The organism is Hymenobacter amundsenii (assembly GCF_002204745.1).
Classification (GTDB): domain Bacteria; phylum Bacteroidota; class Bacteroidia; order Cytophagales; family Hymenobacteraceae; genus Hymenobacter; species Hymenobacter amundsenii.
Genome location: NZ_NIRR01000004.1, coordinates 25,390 through 43,252 on the forward strand (window position 1 = coordinate 25,390; position 17,863 = coordinate 43,252).

Below are 17,863 nucleotides of genomic sequence, written 5' to 3' on the forward strand. Positions count from 1 at the left end.
TACCGGGTGTTGGTTGGCAAGCCCTTTTTCCACCTTTTACTCCCCTTATATGGCTCACAAGTACTCTTCAGCTATTTTATTGGCCGCTTTGCTGGCCGGCTCGGCCCAGGCCCAGGATTTCTCACGCGTGAAGCAGCGCGTCAGCTCCGAGGCCGGTTCGCCGGAGCTCATCAGCTTCAAGGCCGAACGCGCCTACAGTACCCAGGAAGTTCAGCAGCTGTTCCGCGACCAGCTGGCCCTCACCGCCGCCGACCAGCTGCTGCCCCTGCGTGCCAGTACCGACGCCCTGGGAATTGAGCACGAGAAGTATCAGCAGTACTACAAGGGCATCAAAGTGGAGCACGGCACCTACTCCGTCCACGCCCGTCAGGGCAAGGTGGAGGCCGTCAGCGGCCAGTTCGAGCAGATCCGGGGCCTCAACGCCACGCCCACGCTCGATGCCGCCGCCGCCCTGGGCCGCGCCACGGCGTTCGTAGGAGCCAAAACCTACATGTGGCAGGACGCCGAGCAGGAAGCCTACCTGCGCCAGCAGGAAAACAACCCCGCCGCTACTTACAAGCCCCAGGGCGAGCTGGTGGTGGTGCGCAACCAGCGCGCGGCCAACCCCCTGAAAACGGGCAAGCCCGTGCTGGCCTGGAAGTTCAACGTGTACGCCCAGGAGCCCGTCAGCCGCGCCTACATCTATGTGGACGCGCACACCGGCGACGTGGTAATGAAGGATGACATCATTAAGCATGCCGACGCAACTGGCTCGTTTGCCACTGCTTACAGCGGTACGGTTTCGGTGGCTACCGAAAGCTACGGTGGCTCGTTCCGCCTGCGCGAAACCACCCGCGGGCTCGGCATCGAAACGTACAACATGAAGAAGGGGACCAACTACAACCGGGCGGCCGACTTCACCGACGCCGATAACAACTGGGTTGAGTACAACAACAGCACCTTCGATAACGTGGCCGGCGACGCCCACTTTGGGGCCCAGGCCACCTACGACTACTGGCAGGCCGTGCACGGCCGCAACTCCTACGACAACGCCGGGGCCAAAATCAAGAGCTACGTGCACTACGGCCGCAGCTACGAAAATGCCTACTGGAACGGCTCGGTGATGACTTACGGCGACGGAGCCACCACCTTCAAGCCTCTGACCTCGCTGGACGTATGCGGCCACGAAATCGGCCACGCGGTCTGTGAGAAAACGGCTAACCTGACCTACTCGAACGAGTCGGGAGCCATGAACGAGGGCCTGTCCGACATCTGGGGGGCCTGCGTGGAAGCCCGCGCCGTGGCCCAGTTCGGCCTCACCGGCAAGAGCACCTGGGACATTGGCGAGGAAATCAAGAAGGCCGGCGGGGCGCTACGCTCGATGAGCAACCCCAACCTCTACAACCAGCCCGACACCTATAAAGGCACCAAGTGGTACACCGGCACTTCCGACAACGGGGGCGTGCACACCAACTCGGGCGTGCTCAACTACTGGTTCTACCTGCTGACCCAGGGCGGCTCCGGCTCCAACGACCTGGGCAACGCTTACTCGGTCAGCGGCCTGGGCATCGATAAAGCCGCCAAAATCACCTTCCGGATGGAAAGCGTGTACATGACGGCCTCCAGCACCTACCCGCAGGCCCGCACCTACGCCATCCAAGCCGCTACCGACCTGTTCGGGGCCGGCTCGGTCGAGGTAACCGCCACTACCAACGCTTGGTACGCCGTGGGCGTGGGCACCACGACTACGGCGGCCGTGGCCGGTGGCACGACGGCTCCGGCCGGCGTAACCAGCCTGAGCGGCAACAGCGTAACGACGAGCATGAACGTTTTCCCGGTACCGGCCACCGATGAGCTGACCCTGGTGCTGCCCGGCGGTGCTGCTGCCACCAACGTGCGCGTAACCGACCTGCGCGGGGCTACCATACAGGCCGCTCGCTACGAGGGCAACAACCGCCTCAACGTGAGTGGACTGGCCAAAGGCGTATACTTGGTGTCGGCCACCGACGGCCAGCAGACCTACCGCATGCGCTTCAGCAAAGAGTAGGCATCGGGTCCGGGTTACGGACGCCCTGCCTGACGTAAAAACCGGCCTGCTACGTGCGTAGTAGGCCGGTTTTTTTGCGTATCCGAAAGCGTTGATAAGTAGGTAGACTTCCGACGTTTCCTACGTCCCCAGCACGCCCTCCAACACCTGCCACACGTTGTCGGCCAGCAGCTTCTGGCCCTCGGCGTTGGGGTGCACGCCGTCGGGCAGGTTAAGGTGGCGCTGGCCGATGACGCCCTGGAGCAGGAAGGGCACGAAATCGACCTCGTTTTTATCGGCCAGCTGGCGGAACAGGGCCTTGAACTCCTGGGCGTAGTGGCCCATGCGGCCGCCGCCCAGGGTGGCCAGCGGCCCCAGGTCGAACGGAAACTCCAGGCCCACCAGCACCCGGCGGGCTTCGGGGTGGGCGCGCTTCACTTCGTCGAGGATGAATTGCAGGTTTTGAGTGGTTTCGCGCACCGGAATGCCCCGCAACGCGTCGTTGGCCCCGAGTTCGAGCACGAACACGCCCAGCTGCTCGAAGCGGGCCAGCACGCCGGCTAGGCGCTGGCGGCCACCGGCCGTGGTTTCGCCGCTTACGCCGTAGTTGAGGGCGCGGTAGGGCAGGTTTTGGACAGTAAGCTTCTCCTGAATCCGGGACGGAAACGACTCGGTGGCGCGGAGCTGGTAACCCGCCGTAAGCGAGTCGCCGAAGAAGAGAATATCGGGCATAACAGAAAGGAAATTCAACGAAGAAAATCGGCAAAGCCTAACCGGGCCGGGCCGTTTTTCACATGGAAACAGCCGAAAAGCAGCTTCTACTTTTCCGGTTTGATTTCCTGCCCCTCATCCATCCGCCGGTACACCCCTTTGGTGCTGGTGGGCTGGTAGCGGCCGAACAGGTTGGGCACCTTGTATTGCAACTCGGGCATGAGGTTGCGCTGGTCGATGAGGTAGCGGGGCGGGCTGGAGCGGAAGTTGCGGGCCAGCCGGAATACGGCGTCGTACTGGTTGAGGTGGCCGAAATCGGCCTGGGCCAGCTGCCAGTCGAGGTAGGGCGTGGCCAGGGAGTTATGGGCGTAGGGGCGCATATCGGGGCCGAGGACTAGAATGCGTTGGTCCTGCAAAAACCGGTAGCGCGGGTTGGGCTGCACGGCGTAGCGGCTTTCGAGGGGTAGTTGCAGCACGTTGTCGAGGAAGAACACGGCCCGGTATCGCACCACCAGCACGGCCCCTACCAGCAGCAGCAGCCCCAGCTCGGGCACCCAGGCCCGCCGGCTCTTCTGCCACAAATACAGGCTGAAGTACGTGAGCGGGGGCAGCACCAGCACCAGCGTACCCGGGGCCACGCCCCGGCCGGCCGCCGCCATCCCGCCCGCCACCAGCAGCCACCCTAGCATCAACTGCTGAAATTTCACTTGAAACACGAGGCCCGGGGGCTGGAGCAGACTGCGACCCAGGCCCAGTGCCAGCACCAGTCCTGGTATAATCAGCAGCCGCAGTTGCAGGGCCACGGGCAGCCCATCGGCCCCGGCCACGAGGCCGCTCAGCGTGGGCCGCAGGTGCAGTTGGGTGAAGGCGGGCAGCGAATCGGCGTAGAGGAAAAACGTGGCCACCACCGCGTAGGGGAACAGGAATCCGCACACCAGCAGCAGAAAACTCCGAAACGAGTTGGCCGCGAACAGTACCACAGCAAACAGCCCCAACAGCAGAAACAGCGCCAGCGGCAGGTAGCACAGCGCCGCCACCCCAATCAGGAAGCCGGCCCGGAACAGGCGTCGGTTGTCGTAGCCCTCACGCGAAGTGGGCAGCAGGGCGCTAAAGCCGGCAATCAGAAACGTGTGGCCCACCAGCAGGGGCGAGAGGATGTCGAGGTCGGTGGTAACCGAGCCCACCAGCAGGAATACCAGCGCCGCTACGTAGCCGCGCTCGGGCAGCACATCGGCCCGGTTGAGCACAAAGTTGAAGCGCAGCCCCTGGAACGTGATCAGCACCAGTGCCAGCAGCCGGTAGAGCCACAGCGGCCGGTGGCCTACCAGCTCCAGGGCCCCCGCCAGGGCCGCAGCCAGCGGGGCCGTGCTGTCGTAGAGGTCGCGGTAGAGGTAGGCCCCCGCATTCAGCCGCTCGCCCAGCAGCATTTCGCGCAGCTCCACCGGCATCAGGGGCAGGCCCCAGGCCAGCAGCGGCAACCGTAGAGCCAGCAGCAGCCCCAGCAGCACGAGCAGGCGGGTAAGCAAGGCACTCTTAAAGAACTGGAGCAACGGGGAGCGGGGGTTGGAAAATGGAGAGCCTGGGAGGCCGGGGTAGCGACAAATATACGGGCATCCGGCAGCGGGTTTTCCGGAATCCGGCAATTTTCGCTGCGTAAATGGCCAACCGGCGGTGCGCTGCCGTACTTTACAGTTTGGCTGCCCTGGTTCCTACCCAAGCCTCCAGCGCGTATCTTTGCCGGCTCTTATGGAAAGCAAACGACAACAAAAAGTAGCTAGCCTGCTCCAGCAGGAGTTGGCCGCCGTATTTCAGCGCGAGCTGCCCCACCTGTTTCCGGGCCTGCCGCCGGGCATTGCTTTGGTGCGCGTATCGCCCGACTTGGGCGTGGCCCGCGTGTACCTGAGCGTGCTGGTGCTGGGCAACGCCGCTGCCGCCGCCGAAAAGGCCGACGAGCAGCTGGCACTGGTCAAGGACAACGGCAAGGCTATCCGGCAGGCGCTTGCCCAGCGCATCCGCCGCCAGCTGCGCATCGTGCCCGAGCTGGTATTCTTCCTCGACGACTCGGCCGCCTACGCCGCCCAGATGGACAAGGTGTTTGGCGACCTGGAGATTCCGGCCGCCCCGGAGGCCACCCCCGACGCCGCCGATGAGGCGCCCGAAGGCCGCGCCCCGCGCCCCCGCCTCTTCGCCGCCGACGAGGACGAGTAGGTGACTCGGTGAATGCGTGAATGAGTGAACTGTTCGGTCAGTCAGCCTCGTCCATCCCTTCACCAGCTCACCGATTCATTGATTTACTCATTCACCGAGTCACTCATTCGATTTTGTACTACGACCCGATCAAGAAGTCGCTCGGCGACGTGTTCAACCGCACGCCCTTGCTGCGCCGCCTCTTCTACCAGCTGCTCGATTTGCTGCTGCTGCGCACTTGGCACGTGCACCGCGAACTGCGCAAGTGGGGCAAAGGGCGCGCCGACGAGGCCCTAAACATCCTCGATGCCGGCTCCGGCTACGGCCAGTACACGTACTGGCTATCGGGCCAGAGCCCGAAATGGGAAATTCTGGCCGTCGATGTGAAGGACGAGCAGGTGGCCGACTCGAACCGCTTCTTCCGCCAGATTGGCCGCACCAACGCCCAGTTCGCCGTCCAGGACTTGGTGCTCTATCAGCAACCCAACTCCTTCGACCTAGCCTTGTCGGTTGATGTGATGGAGCACATTCTGGAAGACGTGGAGGTATTCCGCAACATCCACGCCTCGCTCAAGGACGGCGGTATGCTGCTCATTTCCACCCCCAGCGACCAGGGCGGCTCCGACGTGCATTCCGACGGCGAAACCAGCTTCATCGAGGAGCACGTGCGCGACGGCTACAACATCCACGAAATCCAGCAGAAGCTGCGCACGGCTGGTTTCGAGCGCATCGAGGCCCAGTACAGCTACGGCGAGCCGGGGCAGGTATCGTGGCGGCTGAGCATGAAATACCCCATCCTGATGCTGGGCTACTCGAAGTGGTTTTTTCTGCTGCTGCCCTTCTACTACCTGCTCACGTTCCCGCTCTGCCTGGTCCTGAACTGGTTCGACGCCAACACCAAGCATGACTCGGGCACCGGCCTGATTGTAAAAGCCTGGAAATAGACCTTTTCGGCTAAGGGGCGTATCTTGGCTTCGAAGTCCACTCCGCTTACCTTATTCATTATGGCCGACAAGCGAGATTATTCGGAAATTATTGCCGAAATGCTCATCGAATTAGGCAAGCATAGTACGCTGCTGGACAAGCACGGCCGCGCCTTGGATAATATCCTCCTCGTGCAGGAGAAGATGTTGGATACTCAGGACCAGATGCAGCAGACGCAGGAGCGCATCGCCGACCGGCTCGACCGCAGCGATGCGGGCTTCAACCACTTCGCTGGTGCTGTGCTCGACCACCTCGGCGCCATCCGCTCCGACTTGCGCGACGTGCGTACCACGGTGTTTCAGGACCACGAGGACCGGTTGCGCCGCCTCGAAGATTTCATGCGCCGCGCCAGCTAAGAGCCCGTTTTTCACACTATCTTTTTTCACCGACCCCGCCCAGCCGCGCCCCGCACGTGAACGTACCGTTGCTCATTGCCCGGCGTTATTTTCTCTCGAAGAAGAAGCGCAACATCATCAGCATCATTTCCAACATCTCCATGGTAGGGGTGGCTGTGGGAACGACGGCGCTGATTATTGTGCTTTCAGTGTTCAACGGCCTCGAAGACCTCGTGCGCAGCCTCTACGGCAAATCCGACCCCGACCTGGTTATCACGTCCGTGCAGGGCAAGTCGTTCGAGTTGCCCGCCCCGCTGCTGGTGCGGGTGCGCAAGGCCCCCGGCGTAAGCCTTGTAACGGAAGTAATTGAGGACAACGCCCTGCTGCAGTACCGCGACCGGCAGATGGTGGTGAAAATGAAGGGCGTTTCGGACAACTACCACTACCAGAGCAACATCGACTCGGCCATCGTAGATGGTAGCCACGAGTTGCAGCGTAAGGGCCTCAGCTATGCCCTGATCGGGGCCGGCGTGCAGCACGAGCTCAGCATCACGCTCGACAACCGCTTTGCCCCCCTCAAGCTGCTTTACCCCAAGGCCGGCAAGTTCAAGGTTTCCATGGACCCCGACGCCTATTTCACCCAGCAACCCATCCTGGCCGGGGGCGTGTTCCTCATCGAGCAGCGCATCGACGACAGCTACATTTTCGTGCCCCTGGAGTTTGCCCGTGAGTTGCTGCACTACGGCTCCCGCCGCACGGCCCTGGAAGTAAAGGTGAAGGCTGGCCAGGACATCGACGACGTGCAGCAGACCTTGCGCAACACGCTGGGTAAGGGCTTCAAAGTGCTCAATTCCGATGAGCAGCACGTTTCGCTGCTCAAGGCCATTAAGGTGGAGAAGATGTTCGTGTTCATCACCTTCGCCTTCATCCTGCTCATTGCCAGCATCAACATCTTCTTCTCGCTCTCAATGCTCGTCATTGACAAGAAGAAGGACATGGCCGTGCTCATGGCTATGGGGGCCGGCCGGCGCACCATCCGCAATATTTTCCTCTTCGAGGGGGCCATTGTGGCCCAGGTAGGGGCCATTACGGGCCTGGTGGTGGGCGTGAGTATCTGCTGGCTCCAGCAAACCTTCCACATTGTGAGCATGGGCATGGCCACCAGCGTCGTCGACTCATATCCGGTTAAGATGCAGCTCTCCGACGTGGTGCTTACCGGCGTGGCCATCATCTTTATCACCATTTCGGTATCGATTCGGCCGGCCCTGAACGCCTCCCGTCTCGACGTGCGCGACAACCTCTAGCGCCTCTGCCGGACCTGCCGGGCCGCGGGCTCAGCCCAATCCGGCCAGTCTGTTTTCAGCATATCACTTTTTCTAACCGGGCCCGCAACGGCCAGCGGGCCGGCCACGCGCTTTCTTTTCGCAACGAAACGGCATTAAGCAGGCAAGTCTGTTACCTTCGTAGATGGTATAGGGCCCTTCGACCCAATCATACAGGCAGTCTGTCTTTTAAATATGACTATTCTTTGATAGTGATAGTGTAATATGCTGAAAATTACGTTATTTAGCACTCGGTACTTTTCCCACATTGCCTACTTATAGCCCGAGCATGAAGGTCTCGACTTCTCAACCTTTTCAGATTGTGTATTCGTTGCTGGAGCACGAGTACCTGGGCTACCTGTTCGAGTCGTATGTGGTGCAGCGCAACGAGCTGGGGCAGCTGACGCTGCTGCACCAGACCGTATCGGCCAAGAATGCGCCCGAATTCGTGGATGGGCTCGACGAAACGGATTTCGAGTTGGTCGCCCTCACCGACCAGATCAGCCAGGATGCGGTAATCAAGGAGTTCTGGGCCAAGAAAACGACCCCGGCCGATTTCTTCTTTAGGATTTACGACCCCGAGAAGGGCGACAAGGGCTTGCAGGAGGCCATTAGCCAATACGTGCAGGAGCGCATGGGCCAGGTATTGGCCCGGCTGCCGGGCAAGCTGGTTTTCATTATGGGCAAGGATGGCGAGCCCACCTGGCGCGAAATCGGGCTGGCTCCGGAGCCGGCTTCCATCCTGTTCCATTTCCGGCGCAACGAGGAAAGTACCCACTACTTTCCCACCATTCAGTACCAGGGCCAGAAGCTCGACTTTCAGTACAAAAACGCGGTGGTGGTGTGCGAGCAACCGGGTTGGCTGCTGCTGGGCGACGTGCTCCACAACTTCCGCAGCGGAGTCGATGGCAAGAAGCTCAAGCCCTTTCTCAACAAGAAGTTCATCGTTATTCCGCGCCAGGTCGAAGACAGCTACTTCCAGCGCTTCGTGGCCCCGCTGGTGGAGTCGTTCGATGTGCATGCCCGGGGCTTCGACATCCGTTCGGAGCGGTACGTGGCCCGGCCCCAGCTCACGTTCTCCGACGCGCCGGGGGCCTTGGTCGTGGCCGCACCCCCGGCCCGGCCGGTTAGGGGCGGAACCCCGGGCCGGCGCGGTGCCACCGCCATGCTGGCCGCCCCGGCCGCGGCGGCGGCCGAGCACATTCATTTCGATCTGAGCTTCCGCTACGGCGACCACACCGTGCCCACGGCCCACGACAAGCGGGTGTGCGTGAAGCTGGAAAAGCAGGCCGACAACTACGTGTTCCACCGTCTGATCCGCAACCTCGACCAGGAGCAGGACATGATTACGGCCCTGCGCGAACGGGCCCTGGAGGTACACAATGGCCGGGCCGTGCTCGAAAAAGCCACCGCCTTTCGCTGGCTCCATCACCACGCCGACGACCTGAAAAGCCTGGGCTTTACGGTCAGCCAGGGCGCGACTTCGGGCAAGGATTACTTCATTGGCACCGTGTCGGTGGAGGTGGGCATCACCGAAACCAACGACTGGTTCGACGTGCACGGCACGGTGCGCTTCGGCGAGTTCGAGATTCCGTTTATCCGGCTGCGGCCCTACATTCTCAACAAGCGCCCCGAGTTCCGGCTGCCCAACGGCCAGATTGCCATCATCCCGGAGGAGTGGTTTACGCAGTATCTGGAGCTGTTTGCCTTCGCCGAAGAAAACGCCGACGGCCTGAGCCTGCGCAAGCACCACGTGGCGCTGGTAGCCGACCTGCAGAGCGGCAACCTGGCCACCGTGCTGATGTCGCGCAAGCTCGAAAAGTTGCGCGAGTTCGAGGCCGTGGAAGACCAGCCGTTGCCGGCCACGTTCCGGGGCGAGCTGCGGCCCTACCAGAAGGCGGGCTACAACTGGCTCCACTTTGTGCAGGAGTACCACTTCGGGGGCTGCCTGGCCGACGATATGGGCCTGGGCAAGAGCGTGCAGACGCTGGCCCTGCTACTGCAACGCAAGGAAACCGGGGCGGCCAACGGCGCGGCTTCGCTGCTCGTGATGCCCACTTCGCTGGTATACAACTGGATGGCCGAGGCCTTCAAGTTCGCGCCCGCCCTGCGCCTGCTCATCTACACCGGCACCTACCGCGAGAAAAACGTGGCCCAGTTCGCCGACTACGACGTGGTGCTGACCAGCTATGGTATCGTGCGCCTCGACATCGAGCTGCTCAAGACTTACTCCTTCGACTACGTGATTCTCGACGAGTCGCAGGCCATCAAGAACCCGGGCTCCACCACGTCGCAGGCGGTGCGGGAGCTGCACTCGGGCCACCGCCTGATTCTGACCGGCACGCCGGTGGAAAACAGCACCATGGACCTGTGGTCGCAGATGTCGTTCATCAATCCCGGGCTGCTGGGCACCCAGGCGTTCTTCCGCAAGGAGTTCCTCAAGCCCATCGAAAAGCACAAGGACGAGGCCAAAATGCGGCGTTTGCACGCCCTCATCAAGCCCTTCATTCTGCGCCGCCATAAGGCCCAGGTGGCCACCGAGCTGCCCGCTAAAATCGAAAACCTGAGCTACTGCCCCATGACGGACGAGCAGCAGCAGTGCTACGAGGAAACCAAGAGCTTCTACCGCAACCAGATTCTGCAGAGCCTGGAGGAGCACGGGAAGGCCAGCACCCAGTTTGTGCTGCTCCAGGGCCTCACCAAGCTGCGCCAGATTGCCAACCACCCCCGCATGGCCGACGCCGACTACGCCCACGAGTCGGGCAAGCTGCGCGAGGTGGTTCGGATGATCAAGAACGTAGTGGCCGAGGGGCACAAGGTACTCGTGTTCAGTCAGTTCGTAAAGCACCTCGACCTGGTGCGGGCCGCCCTCGATGAGCGCCATATTACCTACGCCTACCTCGACGGCAACACCCGCGACCGGCACCAGGAAGTGGCCCGCTTCCAGGAAACGGAGGCGTTGCGCGTGTTCCTCATCAGCCTGAAAGCGGGTGGCGTGGGCCTCAACCTCACGGCCGCCGACTACGTGTTCATTCTCGACCCCTGGTGGAACCCGGCCGTGGAAGCCCAGGCCGTGGACCGCGCCCACCGCATCGGGCAGGAGCGTACGGTGTTCACCTATAAGTTCATCACGCAGGGCACGGTGGAGGAGAAAATCCTGGCCCTGCAAAACAAGAAAATCCAGCTCGTTACCGACCTCATCACCACCGACGAAACCATCATCAAGAGCCTCACCAAGGAAGATATTGAGGAGCTGCTGGGGTAGGGGAATACCTTTGCCCATTACGCCTCCTCCCAGAGTCGTTACGCTCTGGTACGGTCGCCCTCCGCGTGCGCCTCACCCCCCGGCCCCCTCTCCGAAAAAGGAGAGGGGGAGCCAGACGATTTAGCGGCTAACGGATAACTATTGGCTGACGTCCTTTTCGGTTGGATGAGAGCTAAACAGCTCCGGCAAAGTCTCCCCCTCTCCTTTTTCGGAGAGGGGGCCGGGGGGTGAGGCGCAACCTTAGAACGAAGCCTGTTTCCTTTATCATAATCGCACGCTATCCACTAAATTATGGGACTATTCGATGCCCCTGAACCCATCGGGGTCGAGATAAAGGGCCACGCCCTGCACTGCGTTATCTGCCGCCACCCCCGGTTTCACCGCCACAAAATCAAGCTCGACCGTGCTGGCCTGTTCACCTCCGACTGGTCGGACCCAATGGCCGTGAGCTACGAGTGCGCCTACTGCGGCTACCTGCACTGGTTTATGCCCCAGTAGTTAGCGGACCCCTGAAAACCCACTGCCGCCGCCCGGGGTTATGCTGGCATGAACCTCTACCTGCGCACCCGAGTAGCCGCCACCCCCGCCGAGGTGTGGCAGGGCTTTACCCGCGAACTGTTCGTGGCTTTGGCCCCGCCGTTTCCGCCCTTCCGGCTGCTGCGCTTCGATGGCTGCCTGCGCGGCGACGAGGTGCACCTGGAGCTGGGGGCCGGCCCGTTGCGCCAGCGCTGGACCTCACTCATTACCGACAACGGCCGCACGGCTGACGGCACCTTTTACTTCGTGGATGAGGGCCAGGAGTTACCCGCGCCGCTACGATACTGGCAGCACCGCCACCTACTGCAACCGGCGCCCGGCGGCGGCACCTACATCGTGGAAGACCTGGAGTACCGCACCGGCTCGAAACTACTCGACCGGCTGCTGTGGCCCGCCGTGTGGGCGCAGTTTGCCTGGCGCCGGCCCATTTACCGGCGCTGGTTCGGCGGCCCCGCCGGCAGCTAACGGCCCGGTTGAAGCAGGCCAGGCAGCGCGAATGACTTATCTGCCGTATAGGCTCCGGCAACCCGCGTATATTGCCGCTCCTCTTGCTTCTGCCAATGCCCCATCCTATTATTCCCGCTGCCCGCTCCACCCGGCGGCTCACCCGTTTGGCGGCCGTCCTGAGCCTGCTGCTACTGGCCGCAGGCTGCCGTAGCGCCCAATCGGCCTACCAGTTCCGGCCCGCTTCGGCGGTGGCCGTAACTGATGCCGAACTCCGGCTTGCGACGACCGAAGCGCCGGCTTTCCCGGAAATAGGTAGCAACCAGCCAGCCGGTCCGGTATTGGTGGTGCCGCCAACACCAGCTTCGCAGATGGCGGTGGCACAGAAGATGAAACGGGAAGCCGGCCCAGCGCCATTGCGCCAACTCCACCGTCGGGCTGGCCGGGCGCAGGCGGCCAGCGTAGCGTATGCGGCGGCGCACCCGCGGCAAAACAGCCATTCCGGCGGAGCGCAGGGCACGGCCGAAGTAGGCCTCGGCACTACCGTGCTGGGCGTGCTGGGCCTGGTGGTAGGCCCGATTGCGCTGCTGGGCCTGTTGATCTGGGGCGGGCCGGTATGGGCTGTTCTGGCGGCCCTGGCAGCGTTGGCGGTACTCGTGGCGTACATCGACCCCTTCCAATAGGGGCGCGTTTCCCCGTGCCGGCCGGTGGCGGTGGCTCGAGGAACAGCGCTGCTTGGTTGGCGGTGAAATGAGGGCTAGTGATGAACCGAAGCCTGAGTGGGGGCACTTCCGCCGGGTTTGGCAACGGGGCCCGGCGTATCTTTGCGGCTCATTCTGCTAAAACTGCCGCCATGTCTGCCGCCACCGTTACGCTCAAGCCCGGAAAAGACCAATCGCTACGCCGCCGCCATCCGTGGGTGTTTTCGGGGGCCATTGGGCGGCTGGAGGGCCAGGTAACCGAGGGCGCGGCCGTAACAGTGCGGGCCGCCAACGGCGAAACGCTGGGCGTGGGCCACTACGCCCCCGGCTCTATTGCCGTGCGCATGCTCGATTTCGGCCCCGATGCCCAACTGCCCGACGCCACGTTCTGGGAAAACCGCCTCCGCGACGCCTACCAGCTGCGCCAGGGCCTGGGCCTAACCGGCACCGGCAACACCGACGTATACCGCCTCACCCACGCCGAGGGCGACGGCGTGCCCGGCCTCATCATTGATGTGTACGGCGATACGGCCGTGGTGCAGGCCCACAGCGCGGGCATGTACCAGGCCCGCCCGCTGATTGCGACGGCGTTGCAGGCCGTTATTCCGGGTCTACGGGCCATCTATGACAAGAGTGCTGAAACTGTGCCCGCCAAGGCTGCCCCGGGAGCCCAGAACGGTTACTTGTTCGGCGAAAGCAGCGGGCAGGAGCACGTGGTACACGAAAACGGCCACCCCTTCGCCGTTGATTGGGAAACGGGCCAGAAAACCGGCTTTTTCATCGACCAGCGCGACAACCGCAGCCTGCTGGCCCGTTACGCCCCCGGCCGCCGGGTGCTCAACACGTTCTGCTACACCGGCGGCTTCAGCTCCTACGCCTTGCAGGCCGGGGCCGAGCTGGTGCATTCCGTCGATAGTTCGAAGCGCGCCATTGAGCTGACCGAGCGCAACGCCGCCCTCACGGGCCTCGAAAGCAAGCACGAAGCCTACGCCGAGGACGTGTTCAGCTTTATGAAAAACAGCCAGGAGCAGTACGACCTCATCGTGCTCGACCCGCCGGCCTTCGCCAAGCACCTCTCGGCCCGCCACAATGCCCTGATGGGCTACAAGCGCCTCAACGCGGCCGGTATCCGTCAGATTGCGCCCGGGGGCCTGCTGTTCACCTTCAGCTGCTCGCAGGTGGTGTCGGCCGAGCTGTTTGAGGGCGCGGTGCTGGCCGCCGCCATCGAGGCTGGCCGCCCCGCCCGCATCCTGCACCGCCTCACCCAGCCCGCCGACCATCCCGTGAGCCTCTTCCACCCGGAGGGGGCATACCTGAAAGGGTTGGTGCTGGCCGTAGAGTAAGGCCCGCGGGCGGCGCGGCTGCCCCATAAAACCAAAAGCCGGCCTGCCCCCCTAACGGGCAAACCGGCTCTGGTATAACTCCGCGGGGTACAGCCCGCCGGAGGTTGAATAAGGGGCCTGGACGGGCCGGCACTGGGCGGTTGCAGCCCCCGGTGCCGGCCTCTTTCGTGCCCGGACCCCATCCCGCTCTCACTCAGGAGCGGATAATGGTCCGGCCGGCGGCCGGGCTGCTTATTTGTACTGATAGTGGCGCACGTAGTCCACCTGCATTTGCTGGGGGAACACCGTGGACGGCGTAGGGTCGCCGTCGAAGTCGCCACCCACGGCCACGTTCAGAATCATGAAAAACGGATTGTTGAACGGGAACGGGCTAGCATCGGAGCCGGTGAAAGTGTAGTACAGCTGCTCATCGACGTAGAAGCGCAGCAGGTCCTTGCTGCGCACCACCGAATACACGTGGAAATCGTCGGAGAGGGGGGCAGGCTGGATTTTGGTCGTGCCTTTAAACCGATGGTCGGCCGTGCTGTTGCCAAAATGCATGGTGCTCAGCAGCTGGTCGGGGGTGCTGCCGCGCAGTTCCATGATGTCGATTTCGCCGCACCGAGGCCAGTTGTTCTGGTCGATGTCGGAACCCAGCATCCAGATGGCGGGCCACACACCCTTGCCCTTGGGCACCTTGGCCCGGATGTCGAGGCGGCCGTAGCGGAAGCTCTGTTTGCCCTTCGTAATCAGGCGGGCCGAGGTGTAGCCGTTGTTGCCCGACTGCTCGCGGCGGGCCTGAATGGTGAGGTTGCCGCCGCTGATAAACGTGTTGTCGGCCGAGTTGGTGTAGGCCTGCAGCTCGTTGTTGCCCCAGCCACCGCCACCCAGTTCGTAGCTCCACTTGGTCAGGTCGAGCGGGCCAGTCGTAAACTCGTCGCTCCACACTAGGCTATTGTACTGGCCGTAGTCGCGGGGGTCTTCGTTCACGGCCGGCGTGGTCGTTGGCGTGGTGGGGGTGGTAGGAGTAGGAGTGAACTTGGTTTCGGACTCGGTGCAGGCCAGCAGCCCCAGCGAGAGGGCCAGGCCAGCGCCCAGTGAATAGCGGCGGATAGGGGGAAAGTGTTTTTTCATTATCAGAAAAGAACGTAAACGAACGGTTGCGCGAATACCGCTACCCACTCACCTTCGGCCGGCCCAACCGAGCCCGCCGGAGGTGAGTGCATAGTGGCTAAGGCTTTACAACCATTTTAATGGTGAAGACCGTTCCCCCGTTGAGGCCGCTGCCACCGCGCAGGAGCATTTTCTTGTCCGTGATTTCCATGATGCGGTACAGCCCATCGGGCGAGGCATCGGTGGCTCCGATGAAGGCATTAGCTCTGGTGAGCTTGAATTGAGCCAACCCGCCGCTGCCCGAAGGACCGAAGATGAAGGGCGAATCGCCCGTCTGCGGAGCCGCGCAGGTGTAGCCCGCCGCTGCCGAGAAGGTCTGGCCTTTGGCGTCGTACTTCATAATGTTGCCCGTTGTGAAGGTGTACTCATCGTCGGACTGGCAGGCGGGCAACTCGCCGGCTTTCACGCCCGCAAAATAGGCGAGCGGGTTGGCCTCGGTGCCCACCGTAATGGGGGCGTCGGCGGCGTTATCTAGCATCCAGGTGCGGGCCGAGCCGCCGGTGAGCAGCAGCTTGTAGGGCGCCGTGGCGTCGTAGGGAGCCAGCGTCACGATGGTGCGGGTACCGTCGGGGTTGGTGCCGCGCAGGCGCAGCTTGGTGTCGGTTGCTTCCAGGATGTCGTAGGTCTTGTTGACCACCGAATCGGGCAGGCCGATGAAGCCACCCTTGCCCTTGAGCACAATCTGGGGGTTGCCGCTGGGGTTGGGCCGGAACACGAAGTCGCCGCCCCGGTTGAGCGACGTTCCGCAGGTGTTGTTGCGGAAGGTCTGGCCCGCGCTTTCGTAGTTGAGCGTGAAGCTGTTGCTGAACGAGAATTGGTCGTCGAGCTGGCAGGCATTGAGCGCGCCCGAAGTGGAGATAACCGTTCCGTTTGCCGCCTCGCGCACAATGGCGCCGGGCGTACCGGCGAAGGCCCACACGCGGGTGCCGCTGCCGGCGCAATCCACCAGCTTGCTGAAGCTGGCGTTGGTGCAGGCATCGGGGATGTTAACCGTCTGCTTGGCTGAGATGCCCGTGCCGCCGCGGCCGGCCGTAATCAGCTCGACCTGATAGGCCCCAGGCTTGGGGTAGGTGTGCTGAATGGGCGTGCCGGTACCCGTTTTCGAGTCGCCAAACACCCACTCGTAGAGGAAGCCGTTCTGGCTGGTAGCCGTGAAGGTTACCACGGTCGGAAACTCGGTGGTGTTCACGTTGAAGGTAAAACTCGACTGCGGCGCGGGGCCTTCGAGCTTGTTGTCGTCGCCCTCCTTCTGGCAGGAGCCCAGCAGCAGCGGGCCCGCCAGTAGGCCGAGCAAAGCAATGCGTGTTATCGTTTTCATGGGAATTCGGGGGGAAGTGGGAAGTAAAAGGCCAATTCGGACTAGTAGCCGGGGTTCTGCTTCAGGCCTGTGTTCACGTCAAGCTCATCCTGCGGGATGGGTAGCACGACGTTGAAGGACTTGATGCCCTTAGCCTTGGTATAATCGGAGGTGAGCAGCTCGCCGGTCCGCTTCATATCAAACCAACGGTCGTTTTCGAAGGCCAGCTCGTACTTCCGCTCCCGCCACACGGCCTTTTTGAAGTCGGCGGCACTGATGCCGGCGGCAATATCGCGGGTGCTGGCCGCGTCGATGGGTAGGCCGAAAGCCCGGCGGCGCACCTTGTTGAGCGCCTCCAGCCCGGAAGCCGTGGGGCCTTCGCCTTCAGCCTGAATCAGGTACATCTCGGCCAGGCGCAACACCGGAATATTGAGCTCCGAATCCCAGATGTTGGTGTTCACCTTGCCCACAAACCACTTTTTGCAGTTGTAACCGTTGGGCGAGCCGGGCAGCGAAGCCGGCTGCACGCGGCCATCAGGGTATTTGTCGCCGGGCTCCCAGATGGTTACCTGGCGGCGCTTGTCGCCGGCCTCGTAGCCATTCACGAAGCCGGGCTCAGGCACGTTGAAGCCGTAGCCGCCCTGGGGCACGATGCCCTGGCCGCGGGGGCCAAAGAACTCGTTGCCCACGAAGCCCAGGCCATCGAAGGTGTACTGGTTGCGGCCCGCGATGTACTGCACCTCAAACAACGACTCCTTGCCGTTTTCGGTGGCCACCTTGAAGTTGTCGCCATAGTCGGCCCACAGGCTTTTGCCGCTGCCGGCAATAACGGCCTTGGCCTGGGTGGCGGCCCCGGCCAGGTTGCCCTGCGTCAGGTACACCTTGGCCAGCAGGCCGGTAGCGGCCCACTTGGTAGCCCGGCCGATGTCTTCGCCGCTATACGAGGCGGGCAGCAGGTCGATGGCCTCGGTGAGGTCCTTTACAATCAGGGCGTACACGTCGGCCGCAGGCGAGCGGGCTACGTTCACTTCGGCCAGCGAAACGGGCGGTTTCGTGAGCAGTGGCACATCGCCGTAGGCCCGCACGAGGTCGAAGTAGTACTTGGCCCGCAGGAAGTGGGCTTCGCCGAGGCTGCGCTTCTGAATGGCCGGGTCGATGGTCATCGTGGGCACCTTCTGGAGCACAATGTTGGCCCGGCCGACGCCGATAAAGCTGCCGCCCCAGAGGCGGGCGACGATGGGGTTGGTGCTGGGAATGTTGTAGTTGTCGAGCTGCTGCTGCTCAATGCCGTCGCCGCCGCCGCCGCCGCCGGTCGTGGAAATGTCGGCCCCGATGTCGCCGAGACCCCACAGGGCGTAGTTGTACTGCCCACCCTTGCCCAGCTCGCTGTAAGCGGCATTAACGGCCTGGATAGCGTCGGTGGTGGTTTTGTAGAAGTTGGCGTCGGTTACTTGGTCGGTCGGCGACTCGGCCAGGAAGTCTTTGCCGCAACCCGTGAGCAGGCCCAGGGTGAGCAGCGTGAGGCTGGTATATTTCGTGATGGATTTCATCAAAAAGGCTGATTAAAAGAATGGAATGAG

At 62.7% G+C, this 17,863-nt stretch carries 15 protein-coding genes; 10 read left to right on the plus strand and 5 right to left on the minus strand.

Annotated elements, in window-relative coordinates; genetic code table 11:
• Positions 1-49: 49 nt before the first annotated feature.
• Positions 50-2,026: a M4 family metallopeptidase gene (locus tag CDA63_RS04195; RefSeq protein WP_088463202.1), complete on the plus strand. Its 1,977-nt coding sequence runs from the start codon at positions 50-52 to the stop codon at positions 2,024-2,026.
• A gap of 120 nt (positions 2,027-2,146) precedes the next feature.
• Here the strand turns inward: CDA63_RS04195 and CDA63_RS04200 are convergent, their stop codons facing one another.
• Together CDA63_RS04200 and CDA63_RS04205 are read right to left on the minus strand one after the other, a co-directional pair.
• Positions 2,147-2,737, minus strand: a complete 591-nt coding sequence (locus tag CDA63_RS04200; RefSeq protein ID WP_088463203.1) for an arylesterase — start codon at positions 2,735-2,737, stop codon at positions 2,147-2,149.
• Between the two features lie 86 nt (positions 2,738-2,823).
• Positions 2,824-4,266 (minus strand): hypothetical protein, encoded by a 1,443-nt coding sequence (locus tag CDA63_RS04205; protein WP_088463204.1) that lies wholly within the window; start codon positions 4,264-4,266, stop codon positions 2,824-2,826.
• Positions 4,267-4,462: 196 nt separating this feature from the next.
• Here CDA63_RS04205 and CDA63_RS04210 point away from each other — a divergent pair, with 196 nt between their 5' ends.
• From CDA63_RS04210 to CDA63_RS04250, 9 genes are all read left to right on the plus strand, one after another.
• Entirely contained in the window at positions 4,463-4,924 is a 462-nt protein-coding gene (locus tag CDA63_RS04210; RefSeq protein WP_088463205.1) for a ribosome-binding factor A, read from the plus strand.
• Positions 4,925-5,037: 113 nt separating this feature from the next.
• Positions 5,038-5,847 (plus strand): class I SAM-dependent methyltransferase, encoded by an 810-nt coding sequence (locus tag CDA63_RS04215; protein WP_088463206.1) that lies wholly within the window; start codon positions 5,038-5,040, stop codon positions 5,845-5,847.
• 60 nt (positions 5,848-5,907) lie between these two features.
• Complete coding sequence (locus CDA63_RS04220; RefSeq protein WP_088463207.1) at positions 5,908-6,243, plus strand: hypothetical protein; 336 nt, start codon at positions 5,908-5,910, stop codon at positions 6,241-6,243.
• 56 nt (positions 6,244-6,299) lie between these two features.
• Positions 6,300-7,526, plus strand: coding sequence for an FtsX-like permease family protein (locus CDA63_RS04225; RefSeq protein WP_088463208.1), 1,227 nt, complete (start codon positions 6,300-6,302; stop codon positions 7,524-7,526).
• 307 nt (positions 7,527-7,833) lie between these two features.
• Positions 7,834-10,809, plus strand: a complete 2,976-nt coding sequence (locus tag CDA63_RS04230; RefSeq protein ID WP_088463209.1) for a DEAD/DEAH box helicase — start codon at positions 7,834-7,836, stop codon at positions 10,807-10,809.
• Between the two features lie 291 nt (positions 10,810-11,100).
• Entirely contained in the window at positions 11,101-11,307 is a 207-nt protein-coding gene (locus CDA63_RS04235) for a hypothetical protein (protein ID WP_088463210.1), read from the plus strand.
• 48 nt (positions 11,308-11,355) lie between these two features.
• Complete coding sequence (locus CDA63_RS04240; protein WP_088463211.1) at positions 11,356-11,811, plus strand: SRPBCC family protein; 456 nt, start codon at positions 11,356-11,358, stop codon at positions 11,809-11,811.
• 95 nt (positions 11,812-11,906) lie between these two features.
• Positions 11,907-12,473 carry a hypothetical protein gene (locus CDA63_RS04245; protein WP_088463212.1) on the plus strand — a complete coding sequence of 189 codons (567 nt, stop codon included), beginning with the start codon at positions 11,907-11,909 and terminating at the stop codon, positions 12,471-12,473.
• Positions 12,474-12,643: 170 nt separating this feature from the next.
• Complete coding sequence (locus CDA63_RS04250) at positions 12,644-13,834, plus strand: class I SAM-dependent rRNA methyltransferase (protein ID WP_088463213.1); 1,191 nt, start codon at positions 12,644-12,646, stop codon at positions 13,832-13,834.
• 231 nt (positions 13,835-14,065) lie between these two features.
• On the opposite strand, the gene CDA63_RS04255 is transcribed toward CDA63_RS04250, so the two are convergent.
• The 3 genes from CDA63_RS04255 to CDA63_RS04265 all read right to left on the minus strand — a co-directional run bounded on the left by CDA63_RS04255 (position 14,066) and on the right by CDA63_RS04265 (position 17,833).
• On the minus strand, positions 14,066-14,947 hold the full coding sequence (locus CDA63_RS04255) for a glycoside hydrolase family 16 protein (RefSeq protein WP_088463214.1): 882 nt from the start codon (positions 14,945-14,947) through the stop codon (positions 14,066-14,068).
• A gap of 97 nt (positions 14,948-15,044) precedes the next feature.
• Positions 15,045-16,304, minus strand: a complete 1,260-nt coding sequence (locus CDA63_RS04260; RefSeq protein ID WP_088463215.1) for a PKD domain-containing protein — start codon at positions 16,302-16,304, stop codon at positions 15,045-15,047.
• 41 nt (positions 16,305-16,345) lie between these two features.
• Complete coding sequence (locus tag CDA63_RS04265) at positions 16,346-17,833, minus strand: RagB/SusD family nutrient uptake outer membrane protein (protein WP_088463216.1); 1,488 nt, start codon at positions 17,831-17,833, stop codon at positions 16,346-16,348.
• Positions 17,834-17,863 lie beyond the last annotated feature (30 nt).

Coding starts and splice junctions, on each gene's coding strand:
- CDA63_RS04195 (WP_088463202.1), top strand. CDS start 50: ATGGCTCACAAGTACTCTTCAGCTATTTTATTGGCCGCTTTGCTGGCC.
- CDA63_RS04200 (WP_088463203.1), bottom strand. CDS start 2,737: ATGCCCGATATTCTCTTCTTCGGCGACTCGCTTACGGCGGGTTACCAG.
- CDA63_RS04210 (WP_088463205.1), top strand. CDS start 4,463: ATGGAAAGCAAACGACAACAAAAAGTAGCTAGCCTGCTCCAGCAGGAG.
- CDA63_RS04220 (WP_088463207.1), top strand. CDS start 5,908: ATGGCCGACAAGCGAGATTATTCGGAAATTATTGCCGAAATGCTCATC.
- CDA63_RS04230 (WP_088463209.1), top strand. CDS start 7,834: ATGAAGGTCTCGACTTCTCAACCTTTTCAGATTGTGTATTCGTTGCTG.
- CDA63_RS04235 (WP_088463210.1), top strand. CDS start 11,101: ATGGGACTATTCGATGCCCCTGAACCCATCGGGGTCGAGATAAAGGGC.
- CDA63_RS04240 (WP_088463211.1), top strand. CDS start 11,356: ATGAACCTCTACCTGCGCACCCGAGTAGCCGCCACCCCCGCCGAGGTG.
- CDA63_RS04245 (WP_088463212.1), top strand. CDS start 11,907: ATGCCCCATCCTATTATTCCCGCTGCCCGCTCCACCCGGCGGCTCACC.
- CDA63_RS04250 (WP_088463213.1), top strand. CDS start 12,644: ATGTCTGCCGCCACCGTTACGCTCAAGCCCGGAAAAGACCAATCGCTA.
- CDA63_RS04255 (WP_088463214.1), bottom strand. CDS start 14,947: ATGAAAAAACACTTTCCCCCTATCCGCCGCTATTCACTGGGCGCTGGC.
- CDA63_RS04260 (WP_088463215.1), bottom strand. CDS start 16,304: ATGAAAACGATAACACGCATTGCTTTGCTCGGCCTACTGGCGGGCCCG.
- CDA63_RS04265 (WP_088463216.1), bottom strand. CDS start 17,833: ATGAAATCCATCACGAAATATACCAGCCTCACGCTGCTCACCCTGGGC.